At 62.5% G+C, this 24,931-nt stretch carries 16 protein-coding genes and 1 pseudogene; 9 read left to right on the top strand and 8 right to left on the bottom strand.

All coding sequences use genetic code 11. From position 1 onward, the window contains the following. Nucleotides 1–96 precede the first annotated feature (96 nt). The 3 genes from GMST_RS11105 to GMST_RS22495 are packed head-to-tail and all read left to right on the top strand — an operon-like array spanning nucleotide 97 to nucleotide 2,365. A complete protein-coding gene (locus tag GMST_RS11105; protein ID WP_183354730.1) occupies nucleotides 97–561 on the top strand; it encodes a hypothetical protein in 465 nt (154 codons plus the stop codon). 58 nt (nucleotides 562–619) lie between these two features. Continuing rightward, nucleotides 620–1,498, top strand: a complete 879-nt coding sequence (locus tag GMST_RS11110) for a GerMN domain-containing protein (protein WP_183354731.1) — start codon at nucleotides 620–622, stop codon at nucleotides 1,496–1,498. A gap of 21 nt (nucleotides 1,499–1,519) precedes the next feature. Continuing rightward, on the top strand, nucleotides 1,520–2,365 hold the full coding sequence (locus tag GMST_RS22495; protein ID WP_308936492.1) for a glycine/sarcosine/betaine reductase selenoprotein B family protein: 846 nt from the start codon (nucleotides 1,520–1,522) through the stop codon (nucleotides 2,363–2,365). A 517-nt stretch (nucleotides 2,366–2,882) separates the two neighbouring features. Here the strand turns inward: GMST_RS22495 and GMST_RS11125 are convergent. After that, the gene (locus GMST_RS11125; protein WP_183354734.1) at nucleotides 2,883–3,119 is read right to left on the bottom strand and encodes a hypothetical protein; all 237 of its coding nucleotides are present in this window, start codon (nucleotides 3,117–3,119) and stop codon (nucleotides 2,883–2,885) included. A 230-nt stretch (nucleotides 3,120–3,349) separates the two neighbouring features. Between GMST_RS11125 and GMST_RS11130 the strand changes: the two are divergent. Beyond that, a pseudogene (locus GMST_RS11130) lies at nucleotides 3,350–3,667 on the top strand (peptide chain release factor-like protein); the annotation flags it as partial. A gap of 9 nt (nucleotides 3,668–3,676) precedes the next feature. Here the strand turns inward: GMST_RS11130 and GMST_RS11135 are convergent. Further along, nucleotides 3,677–4,582 carry a selenium metabolism-associated LysR family transcriptional regulator gene (locus tag GMST_RS11135; protein ID WP_183354736.1) on the bottom strand — a complete coding sequence of 302 codons (906 nt, stop codon included), beginning with the start codon at nucleotides 4,580–4,582 and terminating at the stop codon, nucleotides 3,677–3,679. Nucleotides 4,583–4,884: 302 nt separating this feature from the next. Here GMST_RS11135 and GMST_RS11140 point away from each other — a divergent pair, with 302 nt between their 5' ends. From GMST_RS11140 to GMST_RS11150, 3 genes are all read left to right on the top strand, one after another. After that, on the top strand, nucleotides 4,885–5,892 hold the full coding sequence (locus GMST_RS11140; protein WP_183354737.1) for a transglutaminase-like domain-containing protein: 1,008 nt from the start codon (nucleotides 4,885–4,887) through the stop codon (nucleotides 5,890–5,892). 249 nt (nucleotides 5,893–6,141) lie between these two features. Then, a complete protein-coding gene (locus tag GMST_RS11145) occupies nucleotides 6,142–7,074 on the top strand; it encodes a hypothetical protein (protein WP_246399414.1) in 933 nt (310 codons plus the stop codon). Between the two features lie 223 nt (nucleotides 7,075–7,297). Beyond that, nucleotides 7,298–8,185, top strand: a complete 888-nt coding sequence (locus GMST_RS11150; protein ID WP_183354738.1) for an ATP-binding protein — start codon at nucleotides 7,298–7,300, stop codon at nucleotides 8,183–8,185. 89 nt (nucleotides 8,186–8,274) lie between these two features. Here the strand turns inward: GMST_RS11150 and GMST_RS11155 are convergent, their stop codons facing one another. Continuing rightward, entirely contained in the window at nucleotides 8,275–9,537 is a 1,263-nt protein-coding gene (locus GMST_RS11155; protein ID WP_183354739.1) for an OmpP1/FadL family transporter, read from the bottom strand. Between the two features lie 337 nt (nucleotides 9,538–9,874). On the opposite strand from GMST_RS11155, the gene GMST_RS11160 reads away from it, so the two are divergent. Continuing rightward, nucleotides 9,875–10,681 (top strand): class I SAM-dependent methyltransferase, encoded by an 807-nt coding sequence (locus GMST_RS11160; RefSeq protein WP_183354740.1) that lies wholly within the window; start codon nucleotides 9,875–9,877, stop codon nucleotides 10,679–10,681. Here the strand turns inward: GMST_RS11160 and GMST_RS11165 are convergent. The 3 genes from GMST_RS11165 to GMST_RS11175 form a co-directional block, all read right to left on the bottom strand. Further along, nucleotides 10,636–12,618 (bottom strand): HD domain-containing phosphohydrolase, encoded by a 1,983-nt coding sequence (locus GMST_RS11165; protein ID WP_183354741.1) that lies wholly within the window; start codon nucleotides 12,616–12,618, stop codon nucleotides 10,636–10,638. The two genes, GMST_RS11160 and GMST_RS11165, sit on opposite strands and share 46 nt — an antisense overlap. Nucleotides 12,619–12,644: 26 nt before the next feature. After that, the gene (locus tag GMST_RS11170; protein ID WP_183354742.1) at nucleotides 12,645–14,690 is read right to left on the bottom strand and encodes a PilZ domain-containing protein; all 2,046 of its coding nucleotides are present in this window, start codon (nucleotides 14,688–14,690) and stop codon (nucleotides 12,645–12,647) included. A gap of 362 nt (nucleotides 14,691–15,052) precedes the next feature. After that, a complete protein-coding gene (locus GMST_RS11175) occupies nucleotides 15,053–17,230 on the bottom strand; it encodes a sensor domain-containing diguanylate cyclase (RefSeq protein WP_183354743.1) in 2,178 nt (725 codons plus the stop codon). A gap of 489 nt (nucleotides 17,231–17,719) precedes the next feature. Here GMST_RS11175 and GMST_RS11180 point away from each other — a divergent pair, with 489 nt between their 5' ends. Next, complete coding sequence (locus GMST_RS11180) at nucleotides 17,720–19,693, top strand: sensor histidine kinase (protein WP_246399417.1); 1,974 nt, start codon at nucleotides 17,720–17,722, stop codon at nucleotides 19,691–19,693. Nucleotides 19,694–19,699: 6 nt separating this feature from the next. Here the strand turns inward: GMST_RS11180 and GMST_RS11185 are convergent, their stop codons facing one another. Continuing rightward, on the bottom strand, nucleotides 19,700–23,368 hold the full coding sequence (locus GMST_RS11185; protein WP_183354745.1) for a DUF748 domain-containing protein: 3,669 nt from the start codon (nucleotides 23,366–23,368) through the stop codon (nucleotides 19,700–19,702). 70 nt (nucleotides 23,369–23,438) lie between these two features. Then, nucleotides 23,439–24,815, bottom strand: a complete 1,377-nt coding sequence (locus tag GMST_RS11190; protein WP_183354746.1) for a TatD family hydrolase — start codon at nucleotides 24,813–24,815, stop codon at nucleotides 23,439–23,441. Between the last annotated feature and the right edge of the window lie 116 nt (nucleotides 24,816–24,931).

Below are 24,931 nucleotides of genomic sequence, written 5' to 3' on the forward strand. Positions count from 1 at the left end.
CCGTTTTGTCGTGCCGGTCGACTTGGCACGCTAGCTGCTAATTCGGATTCAGGTTTATCGCTTACGCACATACCCACGCAAAGGAGCAGCAATCGTATGAAAAAGACCATCGCACTCGTCGCAGCAGCTTTCGCCCTCAGCGCAGTTCAGGTATCCTATGCCATGGACCACGGTTCCATGAAGATGGAGCATGGCGACCACAAGGGCGCCGCGGCCCATGAGGAAGTTGTGGAGGGGGTGAAGGCGACCTTCCGCGTCATGAACATGAAAGAGCACATGAAGGCCATGAAAATGGAGATGCCCGCCGGGGTGAAGGAGACCCACCACATCGCCGTCGATTTCAAGGATGCCAAGACCGGCAAGGCCCTGACCGAGGGCGAGGTGAAGCTGAAACTGCAGGGTCCGGACAAGTCCGAGCAGACCAAGGACCTCATGGGGATGCAGGGGCACTTCGGCGCCGACTTCGACCTCTCCAAGCCCGGGAAGTACGGGGTGATGTGCAGGTTCAAACTCGCCGACGGCAAAGTGCGCAACGCGAAGTTCTGGCACACCGTGAAGTAACCCACCGCAAACGCGCCGGGGGAGTTGCAAGCTCCCCTGGTCGCATAAGGAGCGCCCGATGCGTTTTCCGGGAATCGTTCTGGCCGCCCTGCTGGCACTGCCCGTCTTGGCGGGTTGCCAGCGTTCCGAGCCTCCCCCCGCCGCCAAACCCGCCCGCGTCTCGGCCACCGGCGCCTTCGAGCGGGCCTTCGGTCCGGCACCCACCACCGACAAGGGTACCTGTTTCGCCTTCGTCATCTACTTCCCCAGTGTGAAGAACCCCGGCAAGTTCATGCCGTTTCCGTTTTTCAGCTTCGACGAGAGGAGTCTCAAGAAGGTGGCCCTGGAGCGGATGGTCGGCGGCATGGACGAGTCGAGCTACCGCGGCGAGTTCCTGCGCCTCTTCCCGCCAGGGAGCCGGCTTTTGTCCTTGAGCGAGGATAGGGGGACGGTCAGCGTGGACTACAGCAGGGAGGTGGGGCAACTGGCGCTCGACCCGGAGAAGAACGCACTGCTCAAGTCGAGCGTGGCGCTTACCCTGGCGCAGTTCCCGGGGGTGAACAAGGTGCGGGTCTTGAGCGAGGGGAAAGAACTCATTCCGGAGCTGGCACTTAAGGAACAGCCCGCCGCGTCGGTCGCGGAGCCGGGCGAGCCGCGCCTTTTGACGGTTATCGCAATGAAAGAGTCGGCTGAGGAACCGGTAAAGGAGGTCGACGCGCTTTTCGACCGCCCGGTTGAGATCAAAGAGTTCCAGTTTCGCACCGATAGTGGTAAGGTGATCGCCGGCGATGTCTTTCACTCGATGTTCGACATGGCCGCGGTGTTAAAACCCAAAGATCCCGCCGTGTTGAAGAACCTGAGCACGCTAAGGGTGCGCTACCTCGTGGTCGACAAGCTGGGGCGCGCCGCAACGGGCGACGGCAGCGTGGCGCTCAAGGTACGTCTGCACCAAGACTGATAGTAACGAAAGGAGTTTTCCGTGGGACGACTGAAAAACCAGCTGTTGGCCCGTGTCTTCACCGCCTTTCCCTCCCTCGCCGCGCGCTGGGGGAAGAGCCTCGTCCAGCACACCGGTGAAATTCCCTGGGTCGAGCCGCTGCTGCCGCTTACCAAGGCGCGCATCGCCCTGGTGACGACCGGAGGGGTGCACCTGGCAAGCCAGATACCGTTCGACATGAGCGACTCAGAGGGGGACGCGAGCCTTAGGGAGGTCGCGATCGACACCCCGCGCGAGGAGCTGCGCATCACCCATGACTACTACGATCATCGCGACGCCGAAAACGACCTGAACCTGGTCTTTCCGGTGGAGCGGCTCAAGGAATTGCTACAGGCCGGTGCCATCGGGAGTCTCCACCAGGTGGGCTTTTCGATCATGGGGCACATCGACGGCCCGCACCTGGCGACCCTGCAGGAACAGACTGCTCCGCTCATTGCCAGGAAGATGGTCGCCGCGGGGGTCAACTACGCACTCCTGGTGCCTGCCTGAGGCTCCTGCAACCGGTCCGTGGGACTGGTAGCGAGGGCCATCGAGGCCGCCGGGATTCCGACCACATCGCTTTCCATCGTTCGCGAGGTGACGGAGAAGACACCGCCGCCGCGCGCGCTCTACATGCGTTTCCCCTTCGGCCACGCACTCGGCGAAGTAGGAGCGCGCAACCAGCAGTTTGACATCCTGCTGCGCGCCTTCGAGCTTCTCTTCGAGGCCGAGGAACCCGGCACCATCAGGGACTCGGGTCTGCGCTGGAAGCGCGAGAGCTATCCCGATCCGGACTTTGAGCGCTTCCGGCGCCTTGGGCCGGTCGCGCGGAAAGCGCACGCGGATTGATCCTAAACGCTACGGTGCGCACCTTGCGGCTCTCCTCCGGTTTAGCAGTGAGGCGCTCGGCAGGTGCGGCGCCGCCGCCAAATTCCACATTCCCCGTATTTTGAGTCTTCTGGATATTCCGGAAGGCCGCTGCCCCATTTACCCCAAGCACCACAGGTGACCTCAGGTTCCCCCTTTTGAAAAAGGGGGGACAGGGGGGATTCGCCTTCTTTACGCCTTAACCATCTAACTCGGAAAAGCCCAAAATTCCCTCTGTCTCCCCTTCGCAAAGGGGAGGACGTATGGCCACAGCACTGCTGTTGAGCTACCTTTTTACGCTTCCCAACTCAGACAAGAACCTTTCCACGCGGGGACGCGAGGGCAGATGAGGGCCTTCAGGGAGACACTTTCTCTATTCTTGGTTTCGCGAATCCTTCACAGGACGGGCATGTCACAACTGCTCGGAATTATGGTGGGATAGGGGGCTCGAACGGGTAGGGGAGAACGTTCAAATCGAGATACCAGGGGGGCGGCCAAATCACCCCTGCCTGGCGGACTGCCACTTCTTGAGGGCTTGGTGGTAGTCGTCCTGCATCTCTTCCTGTAGCAGCGAACGCTCCCCGAGGGGGAGGGATGGTTCCGCCTTTTTCTGAACTCCAAGTCCGGCCTGGGCCCGCTCCTCCGACGCCTTGGCCGCTCCGCACAGGTAACTGAGCAGGGACTGGATCCGGTCCAACCTGGTCAACAACTCGCTCTTGAACGTCTCGTCGTCCATGATTCGACTCCTCGTGTGGTGTCGGCAGTCCCTCCTGAGACCTTCCATCGGCGCAACCGTCGTAGCAGCCCGGACGGCAGTGCCTACTGTAACAGAGAATCCCGCTGTCTCAACTCGGGGCCACCTGCGGACAGTGCCGTTTGACGGACCGTACTGGACCTGAGGCTCGTGCTGTGCTAAAGCTGTCCGGAACGAGAACGCAGCCAAGGTAAGGGCGGGGGAAGAGAAGCGTGGAGATACGAGAAGCAGATCTGAAAATCGAATACTACCGGGCCAGCGGTCCTGGGGGGCAGCATCGCAACACCACCGATTCGGCGGTGCGTATCCGCCACCTCCCCACCGGCGTGGTGGCCCAGGCCAGCGAAAGCCGCTCGCAGTTTCAGAACCGGGAGAAGGCCCTGGAACGGCTGGCAGCGGCGCTGCGCAAGCGGGAACAGAAGGTTAAAAAGCGGGTAGCGACCAAGGTTCCCAAAGCGGCAAAAGAGAGGCGGCTCTCCGACAAGAAGGCCGCCTCTCTGCGCAAAAAACTCCGCTCGACGTTTGACTGAGCAACGCGCCTAAGCGTTTCCCCCTGCATACAGCTCCTGGAGTACGCGGGCAAAGGCCAGGGCCGCCGGCGAGAGCTCGCGCCCCTTCCTCCGGGCCAGGAAAAATTCCCGCTTGATGTCGATTCCCGCCACCGGCACCTGCACCAGCGCCCCCTGGGTCACCTCCCGCTGTACCGAGATCTCCGAGACGAAGGAAACTCCCACTCCCGCCATGACCGCCCGCTTGATCGCCTCGTTGCTGCCCAGTTGTGCGGCGACCTTCAGGTTCGCGGGTTTGATCCCTGCCTGCCAGAGCGCGTTCAGGTAGGCGCGCCCGGTCCCTGACCCCGGCTCTCTCAGCACGAACGGTTCGTTGACCAGCTCCTGCAATGCGACCGGCCCGCTTCCGGCCCAGCGGTGCCCCGCCGGTGCGATCAGCACCAGGTGGTCCTTGGCAAAAGGTGTGTACTCGATGGCATCGTCTTCGAGGGCTGCGCCGACCACGCCGAATTCCACCTGCTCCGCTTTGAGTTTGTCGAGCACATCCTGGCTGTCGCCTTGGGCCTGGATCAGGGTAAGCCCGGGAAACTTGCCCAGCAGCAAGGGGAGGGCGGCAGGGATGATGTACTCGCCCGGGATGCTGCTGCCGGCGATGCGCAAAACGGCTTCCTCGACCCCCTTGAAACGATCGACCGCGACTGTAATCTCCCGTGCATATTCGACCAGGCGGCGCGCCCGCTCCAAGAGCAGCTTGCCGCCTTCGGTAAGCAGCGCTCCCTTGCCGGTCCTATCCAGGAGTTTCAGGCCGAATTCACTTTCCAGTGCAGAGATGTGCTGGCTCACCGTCGACTGGGTGATAAAGGTCGCTTCTGCCCCTTTGGAAAAACTGCCACTTTCGGCGACGTTGATAAACACTTCAAGCTGCTTCAGGTTCATAGAGAGATCCCATAGTATTTTGCGATAACTGATTATGTATTTATCGAATTTATCAATTTGACTGAACAGTGTCAATTGTCATATTACTTAGGTCCCCCTGACAGGAAAGCGGCGTTCCAAGCTGTGCTTTCCTGGTGCGGGCTGCATACTGGTTCTAGGTGCCACCGTTCTTTCTTAGTTCTACATTCGTGAACCGAGGTTTCTGTAGGGGCGCCACACAACGTAGAACGTGGAACTTAGAACCGCGGTTTCAACTCCCCAAGGCGCTCATGCCTTGCATCTTAAAGCAGCGAGGAAACTAGATGAAGAAAATGTTGTTGTCGTTGATCGCCCTTTCCCTGGTACTGGCTCCGGCCGCCTGGGCCAAAAGCCGCAGCGGCGTGGTTACCTACGAGGTAGACCTCTCCAAGCAGGAGGCCGGGAAAGAGACCAAACTCTGGATTCCCTACGCCGTATCCGATAAGAACCAGAACGTGACCGATGTGAAGGTTACCGGAGACTATGCCGCTTCGGCTGTCTACACCGATCCGGTCAACGGCACCCCGATCCTCTTTGCCCGCTGGGACAAAAGTGCCACCAGCCGCAAGCTCAGCTACTCGTTCAAGGTTGAGCGTCAGGAGATCCAGCTCAAGAATCTGCCGACCAAAGAGCCGGCTTGGAACCGCGCCGACTACGCAGAATACCTGCAGCCGTCCTCCATGGGGCCCGTTAGCGGCGAGATCAAGCAGCTCTCGGATCAGATCACCAAGGGAAAGAAGACCGTCCTCGAGAAGGCCCGGGCCATCTACGACTGGACCTGCGAGAACATGTACCGCGACCCGGCCACCCGCGGCTGCGGCAAGGGCGATGTCTGCGAACTCCTGAAGAAGCCCGGCGGCAAATGCACCGACATCTCCTCGGTCTACATTGCGCTGGCCCGCGCTGCCGGTGTTCCCAGCCGCGAGGTATTCGGCCTGCGCCTGGGCAAGAAGGCCCAGGAAGACATCACCGGCTACCAGCACTGCTGGGTCGAGTTCTTCCTCCCCGGTTTCGGCTGGGTTCCGGTCGATCCGGCCGACGTGCGCAAGGCGATGCTGGTCGAGAAACTCGAGCTTAAAGACGCGAAGACCCGCGAGTATCGCGACTACTTCTGGGGCGGCATCGATGCCTACCGCTTCAAGCTGGCCCAGGGGCGCGACCTGGTGCTCAACCCGCCGCAGGCCGGCGCTCCGCTCAACACCTTCGGTTATCCCTACGCAGAGGTGGGTGGCACCCCGCTCGACTTCTACGAGCCGAAGAGCTTCAGCTACAAGATCAACTACCAGGAGTAGTCGAAAAGTACGTACGGATCTTGTTGTGTCTCTCGCTGCTGGGCGAATCATAATTGGCTCAACAACGGCCCTTGTCTGCACACTCCACACGGTGCAGCTCGACAGTCTGTAGCAGTTTCCAACTCCCTTTCCCGCCGCGCCAAGACCCACTTGGCGCGGCTTTTTTGCGCCTGATTTCGCCTTGTGTGCTGCAACGCTTTGCGGTATGGTGTCGCTGTTTGTCCCGAGTTATCCCTGAGGAGGTGCTTTTTGAACCATCGCACTCTTTTTGTCGCAATCGCACTTGCAACGAGCTTAGTAGGATCCCTGGCCGGCGCCCAGGAAGGGGCTGTCGCCTCGCTGCCGCCAAGTCTCTCCGCACTCCCTGCCGTCGAGGCGCCTGCCGACGCTGCCCTGGCTGCCCTTACCAGGGAAAACGCCCTGCTTCAGGAAAAGCTGAAGGCGCTGGAGAGCTGCAGCATCAGCTCCGGTGCCCTGGCAGCCAAAAACGGCAAGCGCCTCAAGGAGGTCGCAGCGGACATCCGGGCTCAGCGCCAGGGGCTCACCGACTTCGAGGGATACGTCAAGTGGATGTCGGCGAACATCGCCGCCTATTCGAAGTACATCTCGGCAGGTTCGGTGGCTGCAGGGTTCGCCAAGGTGCTCCCGATCCCCTACGCAGGTCAGGCCTCGGTGTTCACCAAGTTCGTCTCAAACGCCGCGCTCTCGCTGAGTGCCGCTTCGGTCTCGATCAACAAGTACCTGGCGATCTCGCAGCAGTTCGTGGCCCGGGTCGATGCCCTGGACCTTGCCAAGGAGTCGAGTTCCCGCGAGGTCTCCGAGTTGGTGCGCTTCGCCGACCATGATCTCCTGAAAGGGATGGTCGAGGTGCAGGAAAAGCTCGCCAGCACCTCGGAGCTCTCCGCTTCCTCGCTGTCGTTTCTGGAGAGCCTGAACCACTACATCGGCTCCACCGACGAGTACTGGGCGAAGACCAAGTCGCTGTTAAAGAATGACGACAAGAAGGAAAAGAGTTTCCTCGCCGAGAGTACCACCGCCTTGAGAAACCGTGCTGCTGGCTTCAACGCGAAGTTCAGGCTGTTCGATGAGACGGTGAAGAAGGACGCACCGCTCATAAAGTCGCTGGTCGCCTATGATGAGCTGATCCACGAGCTCGATCCGAAGTTCGCCAAGGCTAAGTAGTCCGGAGGTGCCGGCGGGCAGGGCGGGAGCCGGGGTGCATGTACAGGCAAAGGCCTCGTTTTTCAGGTTTCCTGCTTTTGTTGAGGAACTTTGCAGGGCAGGGGGCATGACTGGAACTGCGGGACACTGGGATACTGACCACCACCGCGGGCGGGTGCTTCCCCGGTTATCCGGCTCGATCTGTTGCTGTGTTGCTGGCTCGATCTCGCAAGGGGAGGTTGATGTGGAACTTGATGCCGAACTGATTGGTCAACTGAAACGGGTGCTGGCGGCGGCGGAATTCCTGCTTCCCCAGCCGGTGGCGCCCATCGACTGGAGTGTGCATCACGCGGCCAACTGGAAGCGCCGCTCGTTTTCCGGGTACCTGGACCCGGTGGACAGCATCGAGGGGATCCGCCTCGAGGACCTCTTGGGGATCGAAAGACAGAAGAGGGTGATCGAGGAAAACACCCGGATGTTCCTGGCCGGCCTTCCCGCCAACAACGCGCTGCTCTGGGGGACCCGGGGGACCGGAAAGTCCTCGCTGGTGCGGGCGCTGCTCAGAAGGTACTCCGATCAAGGCCTGAGGGTGGTCCAGGTCGACAAGGACGACCTGATCCACCTGCCGGATATCGTGGACCGGCTCAAAAGTGCACCCTACCGGTTCCTCATCTTCTCGGACGACGTCTCCTTCGAGATCGGGGAGTCGAGCTACAAGATGCTCAAGAGTGCGCTGGACGGGGCGGTGTACGCGCCTCCGGAAAACGTGCTCATCTACGTCACCTCGAACCGGCGCCACCTGATTCCCGAGTACGAAAGCGACAACAAGGGGGCCATGATGGTCGAGGGGGAGATCCACCACGGCGAGGCGGTGGAGGAGAAGATCTCGCTCTCCGGGCGTTTCGGGATCTGGGTCTCCTTTCATTCCTTCACGCAGGATCAGTATCTCGAGGTGGTACGCCAGTGGGTCGGCAAGCTCGCCGCCAAATGCGGTGCCCAGGTTCCCTGGGATAAGGAATGCCAGGACGCCGCCATCCTCTGGTCCCAGAAAAAAGGGGACCGCAGCGGACGTATCGCCAACCAGTTCGCCAACGACTGGGTAGGGCACTACCTGCTGCCGGGCGTGAGCTAGGGGATCACCAGGCGGATCGGTGCCGGGAAAAAGAAAAAAGGCCTCTCCCATAGGGAAGAGGCCTTTCGATTTGCAGAAAGCTGATGCTCCTAAAACTTGTAGCCGAGGCTCACCGCGAGCAGGTGAGCGTCGGTCCGGTAGGTCCCGTTCGCGGTGCTGAAGGGAGGCGAGGGGAGGCCGCCGCTGATCGTGTTGCTCTTGGTGCGGTCCTCGTAGAGCTGGTAGGCGTACGAGAAGGCCACGTTGAACCGGTCGAAGTTGAGGTCGGTGCCCAGGCAGAAGACGTGCGTGTTGGCATCGGGAATGGAGGGGTCGAAGGTGCTCCCGGGAGCCGCGGCGTCCCCGTAGACGTAGCCGGCTAAAAGCGCCACGGTGTCGCTGTACTGGTAGCGGCCGCCGACGTTGAAGCCCCAGGTGTCGTGCCAGTCGCGCGGCGTGGTCGTGCTGTTGCCGTTATCGAGGTCGATCTGCAGCTTGTCGAAGGAGGACCACCCCTCCCAGCGCAGGCCGGCTTCTACGGTGAGCCGCTCGATCCCCTTGTAGGCTACGGCTGCGGTCAGCTGCTGCGGCAGGGTGACTTTGGACTTGCCCGGGACGCCGATCTTCCCCCCCGGGAGGTTGGGGTTCGAGAAGGTGCCGTCGCCGTTGATACTGACGGTTACCGGGCTGCGGTAGGAAACGCCGACGGTCACATCCTTGATCGGATCGTAGGCGGCGCCGACGTTGAACCCGACGCCGATGCCGTCTCCCTTGAACTTGCTGTTCACGTCACCTGCCTGCTGCGGCAGCCCCACTACCGTCGGCGGGAGCTTGCGCTGCAGGCTGGCGTCGAGGAACATGACGTCGAGGCCGGCGGCGACCGCGAACTCCTTGGTCACCTGCCAGGAAACAGCCGGGTTGAGGTTGTAGGTGGTAAGTTTCGACTTGGTGGCGATGTACTTGCCGTCCCAGCTATCGCTCCACTCGGTCCCCAGGCCGAAGGGGTTGAAAACGCCCACGCCTGCGCTGACCGCGTCGCTGAACTTGTGGGTGACGTAAAAGCTGCTCGGGAAGAAGCTCGAATCGTTGGAGGTCGGGGTGCCGGTGCCGGCAGGCTCGTATTCCCGCGAGACCAAAAGCGCGGTGGTGCCGAGTTCCAGGCGGGTGCCGTCCAGGCGGTTCATCAGCGCCGGATTGTAAAATATCGTGCTCGGGCTCTGGGTGTGGGCGGTGACCGCGTTGCCCTGGCCCAGTGCCGAGGCGCCGTGGGTGAATACCGCAAACCCGGAGGCCTTGGCATCGTTGGCAGTCGCCAGTGTCAGGGTGAAGAGTAAGGTCGGGGCCACCCAGCCCAAGTTCTTTCTGAAGTTCATCGTGCGCTCCCCCTAATTGAAAACAGTTCGGTGCATTGAATACTGGAAATAAACAGTTTTGTTGCGATAAGTAAGATTGGTCTGAGGTAACCTTTCGGGGTGTGGCACGGTACTGCGCGAGCCAGAAGCGTATCTGAATATATTCTGACGCTGTCCTGGCAAAAGGAAGCTCGCCCTGTAAGACTTTTTCCGTTTCATACCACATCGGGTTGTTTCTGTAAACATAGTACTGTCTTGTCGGCATGGTCTTGCGCAACCTTTAATGATTGTTAGCTTGCCGTATCTGTGGTATTTTCCTGAGGTCGAAACAAATCAAACTACCGGAGATCATTACCTGATGCAGTGCACCAACTACATGATGGAAAATGACGAGGAAACAAGGCGTCTGATTGTCAAGACGGACGTTGAGCAGGTCAAACAGCAGGCGTTGTGGGCGGGAATCAAGCCCGGGATGCGGCTGGTGGACGTGGGGTGCGGCCCGGGGATCACCACCCACGTGCTGAACCAGTTGGTGCAGCCGGGCGGCAGCTCGCTTGGTTTCGATCTTTCGCCGAAGCGGGCCGCCTACGGCAACGAACACTACGCCTGCGAGACCCTGCGCTTCGAGCAGCGCGACGCGCTCACCCCGATCGAGGATTTCGGACAGTTCGATTTCGCCTGGATCCGCTTCGTCCTCGAGTACCACTACCAGAACAGCTTCGAGATAGTGAAGAACGTCGACAAGATCGTGAAGCCCGGCGGCACGCTCTGCCTCATCGACCTCGATTACAACTGCCTGACCCACTTCGGGCACACCCCGCGCATGGAGCGGGCCCTGGTGCAGATCATGAATAACATCGAGCGGCGCGCCAACTTCGACGCCTATGTCGGCCGCAAGCTCTACGCCTACCTGTACGATCTGGGGTACGAGGACATCGACGTGAAGGTGGGGGCGCACCATACCATCTTCGGTGCGCTCAAGGACAGCGACGACTTCAACTGGACCAAGAAGGTCGAGGTAGCGGCGCGGGCGTTCTACGACTTCTCCGAGTTCCCCGGCGGCTTCGAGGAGTTCCGCGACGAGTTCCAGGCCTTCTTCGCCGACCCCAGGCGCTTCACCTACACCCCAATCATCTCCTGCCGGGGACGCAAACCGCTCTCCTGAAGTTCCTGAATTTCATCGTTGGCTGCCGCCCGCGCCCGCAGGCGGCAGCTGATCAGCGCCTCGACCACCTTCTTCTCGAAATGGCTGCCGATCCCTTCCCGCAACAGGCGGAAGGCGTCCTCGACGAGCATCGGTTCGCGGTAGTGCCTAAGCGAAGTGACCGCCTCGTAGAAGTCGGCGACGGCGATGATCTTTGCCCCCAGCGGGATGTCCTTCCCCTTGAGCCCGCGCGGATAGCCGGTCCCGTCCACCTTCTCGTGGTGCGCACCGGCGATCTCCGGCACCTGCTTGTAGATCCCCTCGAAATTAACCTGGTCCAGGATGTCGCGCGTCTTGTAGCTGTGCGTCTTGACGATCTCGTACTCGAGGTCGGTGAGCTTGCCGTTTTTCTTGAGGATGGCGTCGGGGACCCCGATCTTGCCGTAGTCGTGCAACAGTGCCGCGACCCGGATCATCTCCACTTCGGCTGGCGGGAGCCCCAGTTCGTGGCAGATCTCCACCGAGTACTCGGTGACCTTCTCGGAGTGCCCGGCGGTGAGCGGGTCCCGGGCGTCGATGGAGGCGGCCAGGACCTTGAGAAACGAGCTGAACTGGGCGAACTTGGCGTCGAGGAGGTTCGCGTTGTGGATGCTGATGCCGATGACCGGCGCGATCCCCATCAAAAGGCTCATGTCGCTTTGTAGAAGCGGGCGCTTGGACTTCAGGTTGTCGACGGCGAGGATCCCCACCGACTCCCCCTCGCAGATGATCGGGCAGCAGATGAAGGACTGCGAACCGAGCTTGCGGGCGAACTCGAGGCTCCTCAGCGAGAGGCTGCCGTCCAGTTCGTTGATGTTGTTCACCAAGAAGGGCTTCTGCTCGCGCATCGAGATGACGAAGACCCCCTGGGATTCCGGGCGGTTTAGGTGGAAGGTGGTCTTGGTGAGCGCCTGCACCGTCGCCTCGGGATAGCCGAAGCCCGCCCTGAAGACCAGCTTGGAGCGGCTCTGGTTGGCGAGCAGGATCAGGCCGCGGTCGTAGTCCAGGCGCTCCTCGAGGACCTGCACCACGCTCGCCAGGATGTCGTCCACGTTGTTCTGGCGGCTGATGGCCTGGCCGATCTCGTTGGTGACCCGGGCGATGTTGTAGTTCAGGTTGATCTGGTCCAAAAGCTTGTCGCTTGAGTCCTGGAAGGTGTCCAGCCGGTCGATGAGCCCCTGCTTCTCGCGTTTGAGCTTGAACACCACGTAGAGAAGCGCGGTCGCGGCCGAGATCCCCGGAAAGGACCTGAGGGCCGCCATCGGGTCGAAGAAGAGCGCGAGCCCTGCGGTGAGGGCGGTGAGTCCCAAGAGGAGCGTGCGCCCCTTCTCCCAGGTGGGGAGCGTCGCGTTCTCCCAGGAAACCAGGTAGCGGCAGACCTCGCCCCCCTTGAAGATGCACTCCGGGTGGTCGATGCGCGGCATCCTCTTCTGGAACACCATGCCGATCGCCTCGAAGATCCCGGTGCGGTTGTCGCACTGGAACTGGCGCTCCTGGACCCCGGGCCTGGGCGTTACGGTGATTTCCACCATGTTGGTCGAGATGCGCCGGGAGGCGTAGACGGCGGAGCGGGTGAAGACGGAACTCGCCTTGTTGATCAGCTCGTAGACCATCGCCGGGCCGACCATCCCCATGATGTACTGGCGCATCCCGCCGTTGTCTTCGGGAGAGGCTGCATAGCGGCCGGCTTCGCGGGAGAGGTTGGGGTTGCCGGTCATCCGGCTGGCGCGTTCGTGGAAGGCGTTGACCTGGGCCTGGGTAAACCAGTGGCCGTGGTCGTCGACCTGGTAGGGGTGCATGCCGGCGCTTTCCAGCAGTTCCCCCACGTTCACAAAAGGGTAGGTGCTCTTGATGAACTTGACGTAGGTGTCGATGATCCTGCTGTTGTAAAGCGGCTTGTCGTCGTCGATGACTTCCATTTCCTGGCCTTGTACGTTCACGACGGTCACGCCTTCATGCGCCGCAAGAGGCGCTCGGAGAATTCCCACCACTCGTCGGTGTAGAGCATGCTGAGCACCCAGAGGGCGTAGGTTCTCTCGAAGGGGATCTGCTGCGCCTCGGCGTAGCTCTTCGGGTAGATGAGGACCGGCATCTGCTCCTGGTTGAAGCGGATGAAGAGGATCGAGAGCGTCATGCTCAGGATCTCCTTGGTGAGCTCCTCGCCGTCCAATACGAAGACGTTGACGCAGTGGGTCAGGTCGGACATGTTGAGTCCCAGGTCCGAGAAGTTGATCATGAAGATCGCCACCAGGTTGCCGTGCATCTTGAGGGAGAAGAGGTGCCGCTCGCGCCTAAACCCGATGGCGGCGTACTCGCGCGCCAGGTCGCCGCTGTCGAGCATGCTCGATTCGAGGTCCAGCGCCTCGATCATGAGACCTCCGGAGTGCTCCTCGTAGAAGCTCTCCAGCTCCTGCAGGTCGTTTCTCACGGTGGCGGTGAGGCTCCAGGCGTCGGACATGCGCTGCAGGCCGGAAAACTCGCGCTGCACGTGCAGGTAGGCCATGTCGTCCAGCGAGCAGGCCTTGGCCTTCCTCATGACCCGCGCCGCGCCACCGAACACCTTGTTGGGGAACTTGTTGTCCGGGCGGAAGTAGCAGAACACGTGGTTCATGTGCATCGAGTAGAGCCGGTGCGAGTCGTTGATGAAGCGGCTGATCAGGTTCAAGACCGCGAGCCCAGCGTGGTTCGACTCCGCCTTGGTGGCCGCGTGGTGGTGGATCATCCAGGAGTTCTCGAAGAAGCGCAGGGTCGACATGTGCCCGAGGATCGCGTTTCTCTCCTGGTAGATGAAGTGGCGCGCGATGCGCGGGTGCTGGGTGTAGAGCTTCTCGTAGAGCTCCCGGTACTTCTCCTTGTTCTCCTTGATGTGGCTGTACTTCTTCGGGTAGATGAACCCGGTCTCGAAGAAGAACTGCCAGAGCTGGTCCATGTCCACCTTGTTGTTCAGGTAGGAGTGCTGCTCGTCCACCTGGTAGACCAGGGCCAAGAGCCGCACGTGGTCCTGGACGTCCATGTCGAGGATGGTGAGCCCGCAGCGCACGCTGCGCGGGTCCTCCTCGAGGGCGTAGCGGTACACCACCTGGGCCTGGCAGCGCGAGGTGAAGCTGTTGGCGAAGTTTATTTCGACGCAGTCGATGATCATGCCGGGCAAGAGCACCGAGTTGTTGGCGTCCTCCTCGACGGAGAAACCGCTGCCGGAGAGGTCCAGCACCTTGAGGTCGATCTGCTTCCCGGTGAAGGGGTGGTTGAAGAAGATGTTCGGGGAGGGGGCCAGCTTGTGGCGCCCGCTGCGGTAGGTCTTGGGCTTGAACCGGGGGCGCTGCAGGCGGATCGGCTCCAATACGTAGGTGCGCACCCGCTGGCCGGGGTTTTGTTTGGTGATGCGGCACTCGCCGGAGTAATAGGCGCCGGCGGCTCCGTAGAAGACCACGTTGACCGGCAGGTCGGGGTCGACCCACTGGAAGGTCTGCGGGGGGACCGCCTCCACCTCGACCCGGAAGGAGAGCGCGTTGAAATCGAGCAGGGTCCCCTCGAAGATGGCGCTGTTCTGCATGATCTGGGCGCTGATCCCCTCGCACAGGTGGCGGCGCACCTTGCGGTAGCTCACCTCCTGGGCGGTCTCGGGAAGGCGCAGCGAAATGCCGCGCTCGTTCAGTTCCACCATGGCAGGGGTGGCCACCACCAGTTTCTGGCCGTCGATGATGAAGATGTTTTCGAAGCTCGAGGAGCGGATCTTCTGCAGCACCTCGCTGGGGTCGACCCAGAGGCACTCCAGGTCCTCGTCGTGGCAGGGGAGGGGCTTGGCCTCCAGGGTGATGGTCCGGGAGTACTTGTTGTGCTTGAAGTTGACCAAGAGGGAACCGTCCTGAAAGTTCAGGTAGTTGAGCCTGTTGATCAGTTTGGAACGGGGGATCTGCTTTTCGTTGTCGTGGGGGAACTCGATGGTCGTCCCCGGCCGGACAAATTGCAGGATCTTGCGCGCGCTCTCCATCTTTGGACCTCGACTGATTCTCAAGAACAAGAAAAAAACTGGAGTAAGGAACCGATCATTGCATGAATCACGTCGTACCGCGTGCTCCGCATGGCAGAAATTCGCACCACTAATAGCACAACTCGGCAGTTTTTTCATCAGAATTATGTGCAAAATACCATGTAAACCCCTGACAGGATGGGTTTTGATTCTTTTTGCAGCTGGGAGGCCACGCTTAGGCGCGTTTGGGGGTGGGGATGAGCTCTTGGTTTGGCGGGTTTAATGGTGGGCGCGCCCCTGTGACAGAGGTGTCCCGGCCTGGAATTATCCCTGCCCAATGGTCTGAGAGTAAGGGCCGGATAGAGACAGTCCTTTGAGGTGCCTCACCCTTTCTGGCGCAGGGATTCGGTGGCTTCGAGGTAGGAGTTGAAGTCGAAGGTGCGCGCCACGGCGGGCTGTGGCGGCGGTTCGGGCGGGGCGGCCGGTTGGGGTGCTTGCTCGCCTTTGGGCGCGTTCGCCGCCACCACCTGGTTGCGGCCGTTGGCCTTGGCCTGGTACAGGGCGATATCCGAGGCGTGGATGAGCGCGGTGTAGGTCCGGCCGTCCTCGGGGAAGGAGGCGACCCCGCAGCTTGCGGTGAGCCTCCCCAGGGGGAGGTTGTGCTCGCCGGGAAAGCGCTCGTTCTCGATCTCGGCCCTGATCCTCTCGGCGACGATGAGGGCCTCGCCCTTGCTGGTGCCGGGGAGCAGGGCGCAGAACTCCTCGCCGCCGTAGCGCGCCACGGTGTCCATCTCGCGCAGGGTCCCCTGGATGATGTCCGCGGTCCGCTTGAGCGCCTCGTCCCCCGCCAGGTGTCCGCAGATGTCGTTGTAGTTCTTGAAGAAGTCGAGGTCCAAAAACAGGATGGTGAGGTTCAGCCCCTGGTGGTTGCTGCGGTTTAACTCCTCCTCGATCCTGCTCTTCAGGAAACGGCGGTTGTACAGCCCGGTCAGGGAATCGGTCACCGAGAGCTGCTCGAAGCGCACCGACTCCTCCAGCACCAGGGTGCGCTCGATCATGAGCGAGGCGAGGTTCGCAAAGGAGGTCAAAAGCTGCAGGTCGGCGTCGGTGAAGGGGGCGAGGTCCGCCTTGTCCGAGAGGTTCAAGACCCCGATGATCTTGTCCTTGAGCTTGAGGGGGATGCAGATGAGCGCCTTGGACTTGAAGCGCGGGCGGTTGATCATCGCCACCCGGCTGTCCTTTTCCACGTCGTTCACCACGAGAGGCTGGCCGGTCTGGGCAACCTTGCCGGCGATCCCCTTGCCGACCTTCATCGGGAGGCACTGGGCGATGTGCAGCGTGATCCCCTTGGTGAAGACGATGTGCATGGTCTCGCCGTTTTTGTCGATGAGCATGATCGACCCCTGGGCCGCGTTCAAAAGGTCCGCCGCGATCTCCAGGATGGTCTTGTAGAGTTCGTCCTTGCTCCCCACGTGCAGGAGGGTGTTGGTGAGCGAGAGCAGGCGCCCGGAGAGCGAGCTGGCCCGGGCCTGTTCGGCCTCCTTGAGCACTTGCCCCATCCGCGAGCCGGTGCCGTGCGCCAGCATGGAGACCACCAGGGCGTCGTTTTGGGAAAGGTCGCAGTCCAAAAGGGAAAGAAAGCCCAGGCGCTCCCCGGCGGACTCCAGGGGGAACGTGGTGGCGAGGTTCGCGCGTATCCCGGGAAGCGCCGCGCGCATCGGGGTATCGAAGGGAACCGTAGTTTTCAGCTTCTCCCGGTCCAGGAAGACCCCCAGCGAGGCGGCCGGGAGCTTGCCCAGATCCTCGGGGACGCCCCACAGCCCGGTGAGCTCGTAGTTGGCGCCGTCGTCCTCGCGCAGGGCCGCAAAGAGCTTGGCCCCCGGGTGCAGGGTGGTGATGCTGTCGGCGCACAGGGCGAGGGTGGCTGCCAGGCTCCGGGCGCGCTCCACCCGCTCCAGGAAGAGGGCGATCTCGGCCAGGCGCTCGTTTACCAGCGCCGCTTCGGCCTCATCCCGCAAGTCCGGGGAGGCCGGTTCGGGCGATTCCGTTATTTCGCGGTGCTGCTGAGCCGCGGCGCTCAGGCGGGAGAGCTCCCTCGATACGGCTCTTGCCACGTTTTCCACCTCGCGTGCCGTGGAGGTGCAAAGCGTTTCCACATGGGGAAACAGCGAAAAGACGTCGGTGCCCCCCTGCCGGGAGAGTGCTGCGAGCTGCCAAAGGTCGATCGAGGTGTCCCGGACCCCGTCGCCGACCAGGCAAAAATGGTCCCCCCGATGGGTGAAGGGGACCACGAACCCGATGAAGGCGCCGCCGTAACGGCAGACCGTCGGGGTGGCTTCCTCGAAGTAGCCGGTGAGATCCCTGCCGAAGAAGTGGCGGGCGAGTTCGTTGCTGACCGGGTCATGGACCCGGCTGGCGCAGTAGGTAAACTTCGCAGAAACGGCGGGTTCGCCTGCCCCCCTGCGGTAGAGGGTCAGGTTGTAGGGGGAGAGTGTAGCAACCGCCTCTCGAAGAGTCGCCAGGATTTCCTCAAACTGTGCGGTGTCGAGTTCGGGTTGCACGGGTTAGGCGCTCCTGGAAGCGGGTGGCGTTAGTAGCAGCGGTCAGGTAAGGCGAACTGCGCGGTATCCCTCATGAAGCCTTCGGGGAACGCCGCGGTTGTACCCGTTGTTGCAGCAATTTTTGTGCCGGTTTCCGACGGGTGTGCCGGGGGATCAACGCCGCCCCAGCGCCGGGGCCCTCACCCCGGCCGAATTCCGTCAAAGCGCGGGTTTGGCGTCCTGGTCCAAACGGGCGACTGCGGAGCCGTCCTGACAAAATCGCCTGGCGCTTCACTCTCCAGCATTTTGAACAATGACATAGAAAAAGTCGTTGATTTTTCCACAGTATTGCCAGTAGAATCTGCTCGCTGTCGATAGACTGGAGCGGACATGGCAATCGTTTCACCTGATACCCCACTATACAATAGCAGAATCTTCGATTCGTGCTTGAAACTGCTCAAAAAGAAGTATGACTTCGTCAGTATTCCGCAGATACTTAAGCATGCGGGGATGAAAGAGTCGGAAATCGCAGATCGCGGGCACTGGTTTACCCAGAGACAGTCTGACCTCTTTTACGAGAAGATGGTCCAGTTGTGCGGCAACCGGGACATCGCCCGCGAGGCCGGCCGCTACGCCTTTTCCACCGATGCCCTGGGGGGGCTGCGCGAGTACCTCCTGGCCCTGGCCGGCCCCGAGTACCTCTACGCGATCGTCTCTCGGTTCGCCCCCAACTACACCCGCTCCTCCCGGATCAGCTCCCGGCGCATAGGGCCCCGCGAGATCGAGGTCATCGTGCGGTTCGAGGAGGGGGTCGACGAGAAACCCTACCAGTGCGAAAACCGTATGGGGTTCATGGAGGCCGGTTTCCAGCTTTTTGGCTACCGTGTCCCCCCAAAGATCTCCCACCCCGAGTGCATGTTCGAGGGGGCCAGCATCTGCCGCTACCGGGTCACCTGGAGCGACTCCCCCTCGGTCCGGCTGGTCAGGCTGCGCCGCCTGAGCCTGCTTTTGCTCCCCGTGGTGCTCGGCTGCGGCCTCTGGCTCGCCCCCGACGGCAACACCGGCCTCCTCTTCCTGACCGTTCTCGTCAGCTACCTGGTGCTTGTCGGGTGGATCCAGCGCCTGGAGCGGGCCTCGCTGCGCACCAGCATGGCCGCCATGCGCAGCTCCGGCCAGCAACTGCTCGAGGAGCTCAAGGGTAACTACGACGCCGCCCTCATGGTGAACGAGATCGGCGAGGTGATCGCGAGCCGCACCGACCTGGACGAGATCCTGGACAGCCTGAACCAGGTGCTGAAGAAGCGTCTGGACTACACCTCCGGGGTCCTGCTCCTGGGGGGGGCTGACGGCAATTCGCTCACCTTGCGGAGCTCCTTTGGGCTGCGCGACGAGCACGTCGAGATGCTCAAGCAGATCTGCTACTCGATCGATCCCCCCATCCCCGACGGGGTGCTGTCCCACTGTTACACCCAGCAGCAATCGCTCTTGGTGAACGACCTCGGCGACCCGGCGCTCCCCCTGACCGAGGAGTCGCGCGAGGTCCTGGCCTCGCTGGGGGCCGGCTCCTTCATCTGCACCCCCCTGGTCTGCGAGGGGGAGTCGCTCGGGGTGTTCCTGGTAAGCGACGCGAAGCGGGAAGGAGAGTTGGGGCCGAACGACGTCAGGGTCTTGGAGGGGGTGGCGCCGATCATCGGCATAGCGATCCGCAACGCCCGGCGCCTGGCCAACGAGCGCGACCTGTACGAGCAGCTGCGCAAGGCCTCCGATTCGCTCGAGCGGCGGGTCGAGGAGCGCACCATCGAGCTCTCGCGCGCCAACGAGGTGCTCGAGTTCCTCTACGACTCGGTGTCGCACGACCTGCGCACCCCGCTGCGGGTGATCTACGGCTACGGCGAGTTGTTGCAGGAGCTCTACGGCGAGCGGCTGGACGACGCGGGGAGGGAGTACCTGGCGTCGATGATCGCGGGTGGCGAGCGGATGGAGGCGACCCTGAACCGGATGCTCGACTTCTCCCAGGTGCGCCTCATGGAGCTCAACTGGCAACCGGTGGACCTAAGCCGCATGGCGCGTCGCATCCTGAGCGACCTGAGCGTCACCGACCCGAAGCGCCAGCTTCAAAGCGCGATCGAGGACGGGGTCGTGGTCACCGGCGACGAAGAGCTCCTGACCAGCATCATGGAGAACCTTTTGGGTAACGCCTGGAAGTACAGTGCCGGCAAAGAGGTGAGCTCGATCGGCTTTGGCGTGAAGGACAGCATCTTCTACGTGGCCGACAACGGTGCCGGTTTCGACATGGCCCTCGCCAGCCGCCTCTTCGCCCCCTTCCAGCGGCTGCACGACGGCAAGACCTTCGCCGGCCACGGCCTGGGGCTCTCCATGGTGCGCTGCATGGTGGAGCGCCTGGGGGGGAAGGTCTGGGGGCAGGGCGCCCCCGGAGAGGGCGCCACCTTCTACTTCACCATCCAGCCGCCGACCCTGCGCTGAACAGCGTTACTTCACCATCGCCCCGAACTCCACCCGGCTTGCCGTGGTCCCCTCCTTGGCGCTCGGTCGGAAGATGTCCGCGTTCTTCTCGAAAAGCCGCTGCGGCGGCAGTTTCCCCGCCTTCAAAAGGTAGTTCCGCACCGCCTCGGCCCGCTCCCGTGCCAAAAGCTGCAGTTCGTTGTCGCCGACTACCGTGTGGGTGAGGATCAGCTTGCGCATCTCGGCGTCCGGGAGATCCTTGGCGATCCCCAAAACGTTACGCGGCTTGGGGAATTTCTCCTTGGCGTAGACCGCCTTGAGGTAGGTCGAGTTCTCCTGCGGCAGGATCTCGATCTCATCCTGGGTCTGTCCCGTACGGGTCTTCCCTTCTTTTACCTGGGCGCGGAACTTCTCACCCTTCATCTTCTTCAAAAGGAGCTCGTTGCGGTACCCTTCCGCGTCGCGCTCGCGGTCCACGAACCCCGAGATCTCCAGGTTGAGCGCCGGGCGCTCCTCGAGGAGCTTGGCAAGCTTCATGAGCTTCGCCTCGTCCCCCTTGCTGACCTGCGCCGAACCGGGGGAGAAGGGGACCGCGCTGAAGTCCTCGCCGCCGCCAAAGAGCGACCCCAAAAGGGCAAAGGGAGAGGTGGCTGCCTTCACCAGGAGGTTTTTAAGCATCTGCAGGACCACCCCCCAGACGCTGAACTTCGGGTCGTCGGTCTGCCCCACGACCGGCAGGTCCAGATGGATCTCGCCCTTGCGGTCCTTTAAGAGCGCCACGGCGAGGCGTACCGGGAGCTTGGTCGCCTTGTCGCTCTCCACCGCCTTGCCGAAGGTGAACTGGTCGATGAAGAGCTTGTTGGACGAGGTGAGCGCCTTCTTGTCGATCTTGTAGGCGAGGTCCAGGTTCAGCTTCCCCTTGTCGATCATGTACCCCAGGAAGGTGTTGGAGTAGGGGGTGAAGGGGGAGAGTTCGATGTCGGTGAAGGCGATCTTCAGGTCGAGGAACAGGTCGCCGCGCAGCGGGTTGATCTGCCCGGTGATGGAGAGCGGCGAGTGGTTCTCCAGGTTCCCCCTCAAGTCGACGTCGGCTGCGCGGTTGGTCTCCGAGGAGAGGCCGCTTACGCGCCCCCCCAGGTTGTAGAAGGTGGCGGTGAAGGGGGTCTTCAGGTGGCGGTCGCTGAAGTCGAGGGTTCCCCCCTGCAGGGACACGGTGTCGATGCGGATGGCGCGCGGCGCCCCTTCCTGCGCGGGAGCGCCGGCGACCGGCGCCTGCCCCGGGGCAGGCGCCGCGGCAGTGCGCGCCGGGGGCGCCTGCCCCGGGGCGGGGGCGGGAGCTTTCGCGGGGGGGGCGGGGGGAGCCTTGGTCCCCGGTGCCGCCGCTTTGGGCTCTTCGGCGCTCAGGTGCTGCAGGTTCAGGGTCCCGTCCCGCTCCACCGTCACCCGGGCGTAGAAGTTAGAGAGGGAGACGTCCTGGATGGCGAGTGAGAAGGGGGAGAGGGTCCCGCGTACCTGCTCGAGCTGCAGGCTGTCCCACTTCAGGAGATCCTCGTCGAGGATGGTGTCGAGGCAGTAAAACGACTGCACCCCCAAGGATCCGGCGAAGTTCCCGGTCATCCCGGCACCCTTGTCCTGGGCCAGGTTGTAGCTGAGCCGGGTGTCGAGGGCCCCGTCGGCGAGGAAGATCTGGGTCCCCTCGGGGATGTAGGCGTCGAAGTCGCGCAGCGGGATGCCGTGCAACTCGAGGTTCCCTTTCATCCTGAACGGCGCCGGCGTCAGGTCGCCGGCGGCCGCGAGCCGCCCCCCCTTGCCGTACCCTGCGCTGAGGGTGAAGGGGATCGCCCCCTGCCGGGGACCGCTGATCGAGGCTACCGAAAACCGGGTCCTTGAGAGGGCGAAACTCGGGGCATCTTCCTTGCTGCGGTCCGTGAACCTGATGCCGAGTTCGCTCCCCGAGATCTTCCCGATCCGGTAGCTGAAGGGTGCGGGCGGGGCGGCTGAACGGGCGCTCTCCTTCTTGGCACCGCGCGGCGCAGCTGCCGGTACGGGCTTTTTCCCGGCCTCCTTCTTCAGGAGCCGCTCGGCCGAGACGCTCCCGTCGGCCTCACGTCCCAGGCTCAGGTTACCCCCCTTGAACTCGACGCCCTCCACGCCGGCCTTCCTGCCGTTCAGGTCCAGGGCGATGCCGTTGACCAGCGCTTCTTTCAGCAGGATCCCCTCGCCGTTACCGAAACTGGCCGCCAGGTTTTCACCTTTAAGCGCACTCTTCTCGAGGGTGAACCCTTTGACGGCGTTGTAGGCCAGGTCCGCCTCCACTCCGAGCTTCCCGCTGACCGGCGTGGTGAGCTTGTCGGCGAGGTAGGGGTAGTAGTCCTTGAGCGGGATGCCGTTTAGGGCCAGGTGCGCCTTGAAGTCGAGCGGCTCGGCCGAGAACTCCCCCTTGAGGGCGAGCTGCTCTCCCCGGGCGGTGGCGATTTTCAGATCGAAGGGGGCCCGGTGCTCACGCTCCGTGGTGAAGCCGGTCACGGCGAGTTCGATGCCGCTTAGTTCGCTGTGGAAGCCACCCTTGGGGAGTGCATCGTTGAAGTGCACGCTCCCCTCCTTGAGGTTCAACTGGGCAAGCCGGAGCAGAAGCGGCGATTCCTTCTTCTGGCCTTTTTTAGGGGCGGGCGGTTCGGCCGGGGCCTCTTTCTTTGCGCCGGAGAGCTTCTGGAAATTCCAGGTTCCGGCTGCATCGCGGGCGGCGAAGATTTCGGGACGCTTCAAGTCCAGGCGGGAGATCTCGAACTGTTTGGTCAAAAGAGCCGCCCGCTTGATGGCGAGCCCCGCGTGTTTCAGCCCGCTCAGCGGGGCGCCGCCGGGCTCTTTGAGGGCGATGCCGTCCAGTGAGAGGGAGCCCGAGAGGAGCACCTCGGGGCCGGTCTTCGCGTCGATGCGGTAGGAGGCCTCCAAGTCACTGGTCAACTGGCCGGACTCGAAACGGACCGGGAGCGGGAACGGGACGTAGCCCAGGTAGTAGGGGAGATCGAGCGCCCGTACCGTGACGTCGATGGTCGTCTCCATGGCGCGGGTGAGCGGTTTGAGGCGGCCCTCCAGGACCACCGGCGTCTCGTTCACGAAGGCGCTGAAGTGCGGTGTCACGTAACGGTCGGCCAGGTACGGGATGTTGCTTATGAAGGGGAGGTTGAGGGTCAGCTCGCGAATCCGGTGGATGCGCTCGCTTTTCAGGGCCTGGTCCTGGAACACCACCTGGCCGCGCTTCAGGGTGATGTTGTTGAGAGAGAAGAGGTAGCTCTCCTTCTTTTTCGGCTCCTTTTTCTCGGTCACCAGGTCCGAGAAGTTGAACTGGTTCGGAGCGCTGCGCACCAGGTGGACGTAGGGGGAGTCGAGGGTGATCTCCCGCACGATGAAGGCGCGTTTGGGGAGGGAGAGTGGGCTCAGCGAGAGCCGTGCCGAACTAAAGGAGACGAAGGTGGCGCTGCTCCCCTTTTCGCTGAGGCGAAAGCCGTCGACCGCGGCCGTCATGGTGAAGGGGTTGAACGAGACCCAGGCGATCTCGGTGCGGCGCCCGGTGGCCTCGCTGATTTTTTGCACGGCCAGGTGCCGGGCAAGCGGAGGAAAGCCGAGAACCAGGGCAGTACAGAGGACCACCAGACAGAGGGAGGTGATGACGAGGTGTTTTCTGTTCAGACGCATGCAGGTCTCCTTGCGGGTCGCCTTCGTGCCGCACCGGTGATGTCCGGGGTTACCCCGGACGAACTCTCTGTTAACCGACCTCCGCGTACTCGCGCTCGCGGAATTCCGCCCCCAGTTCCCGGGCCAGGGCCCGGATCGGCTCCAGGTCCAGTCCCGGCAGGGCCACGGCGCTCGCCACCACGTTCGGGAGGTACTTGGCCGCTTCCCGTATGAAATCGCACACCCCGATGAAGCCGGCGTCGCCGAAGGGAGTGTTGCAGAGCCGGGCGTAGGTTGCCGCGTCCGCCGCGTTGAGGCTTACCGAAACCACGTCGACGAGGCCCGCCAACTCGGGGAGGATGTTGCGGCCGTGCACCAGGTTGGCCTGGCCGTCGGTGTTGATACGCACCTGGTATCCCCGTTTCTTGAGCTCGGCCGACACCTCGCGTACCACGTCGAGACGGATCAGGGGCTCACCGTAGCCGCAGAATACCACCTCGTTGAAATCCTCCGCGGCGTCAACGGCCGCCAATAGCTCGGCGGCGTTCGGCTCGTGGGAGAGCTTCAGTTCGTGCCCCTTCACGACCAGTTCCTCGAACTTCGGGCAGAAGGTGCAGCGGTTCGAACAGCGGTTGGTGATGTTCAGGTACAGCGAGTTGCGGATCTTGTAGGCGAGCGTCGCCTGCTCCTCGGGGTCCGGGATCCCGAACAGGCGACGGGTGTTGAACGAGGTGATCCGGGCGACATCTTCGAGCGAGAGCCCCTTTAGTTCGGCGACCTTTTCTGCGGTGAGGCGGACGAACGAGGGCTCGTTGCGTTTGCCGCGGTGCGGGACCGGGGTGAGGTAGGGGGCGTCGGTCTCCACGAGCATCTCCTCGATCTTCACCCCGCGTACCACCTCGCGCAACGCCTCGTTCGAGGGGTAGGTGACGGTGCCGGGGATGGAGATCTTGAACCCCATGGCGATCACCTCCTGCGCCATGGCGAGGTCGCCGGAGAAGCAGTGCAGTACGCCGCCCACCTCGTGCGCCTTTTCTTCCTTCATGATGGTGAGGATGCGGTCGTGCGCGTCGCGGTCGTGGATGATGATGGGGAGTTTCAGCTCGCGGGCGAGCCTGATGAAGCGGCGGAAGACCTCCTCCTGGAGGTCGCGGGGCGAGCGGTCGCGGTAGAAGTCGAGGCCGATCTCACCGATTGCCACCACCTTGGGGTTCCCGGTCGCGAGCTCGCGGACCGTCTCGTAGCACTGTTCGGTGACACCTTCCGCGTCGTGGGGGTGGATGCCGACCGAGCAGTAGATCCGGTCGTAGGCGGCGGCGAGTTGGCAGGCCTCGCGGCTCGATTCGAGGTCTGCGCCAACGGCCAAGATGGTGCCGACGCCGGCCGCACTGGCACGCTCCAGCATTTCGGGAAAGTCGGCGCTGTATTCGTTGCCATAAATATGTGAATGGCTGTCAATCAGGTCCATCGATCTGCTCCTTCGGTGTTTCAAACTCGTGCCGTGCTGGCTGCGGCCGGCAAAATGGAAATACGTATCTTAATGTACCACAGTTCTGGATGCCAGGAAAAAAGGGAGGTGAAAGA

The organism is Geomonas silvestris (assembly GCF_014193515.1).
Lineage (GTDB): Bacteria > Desulfobacterota > Desulfuromonadia > Geobacterales > Geobacteraceae > Geomonas > Geomonas silvestris.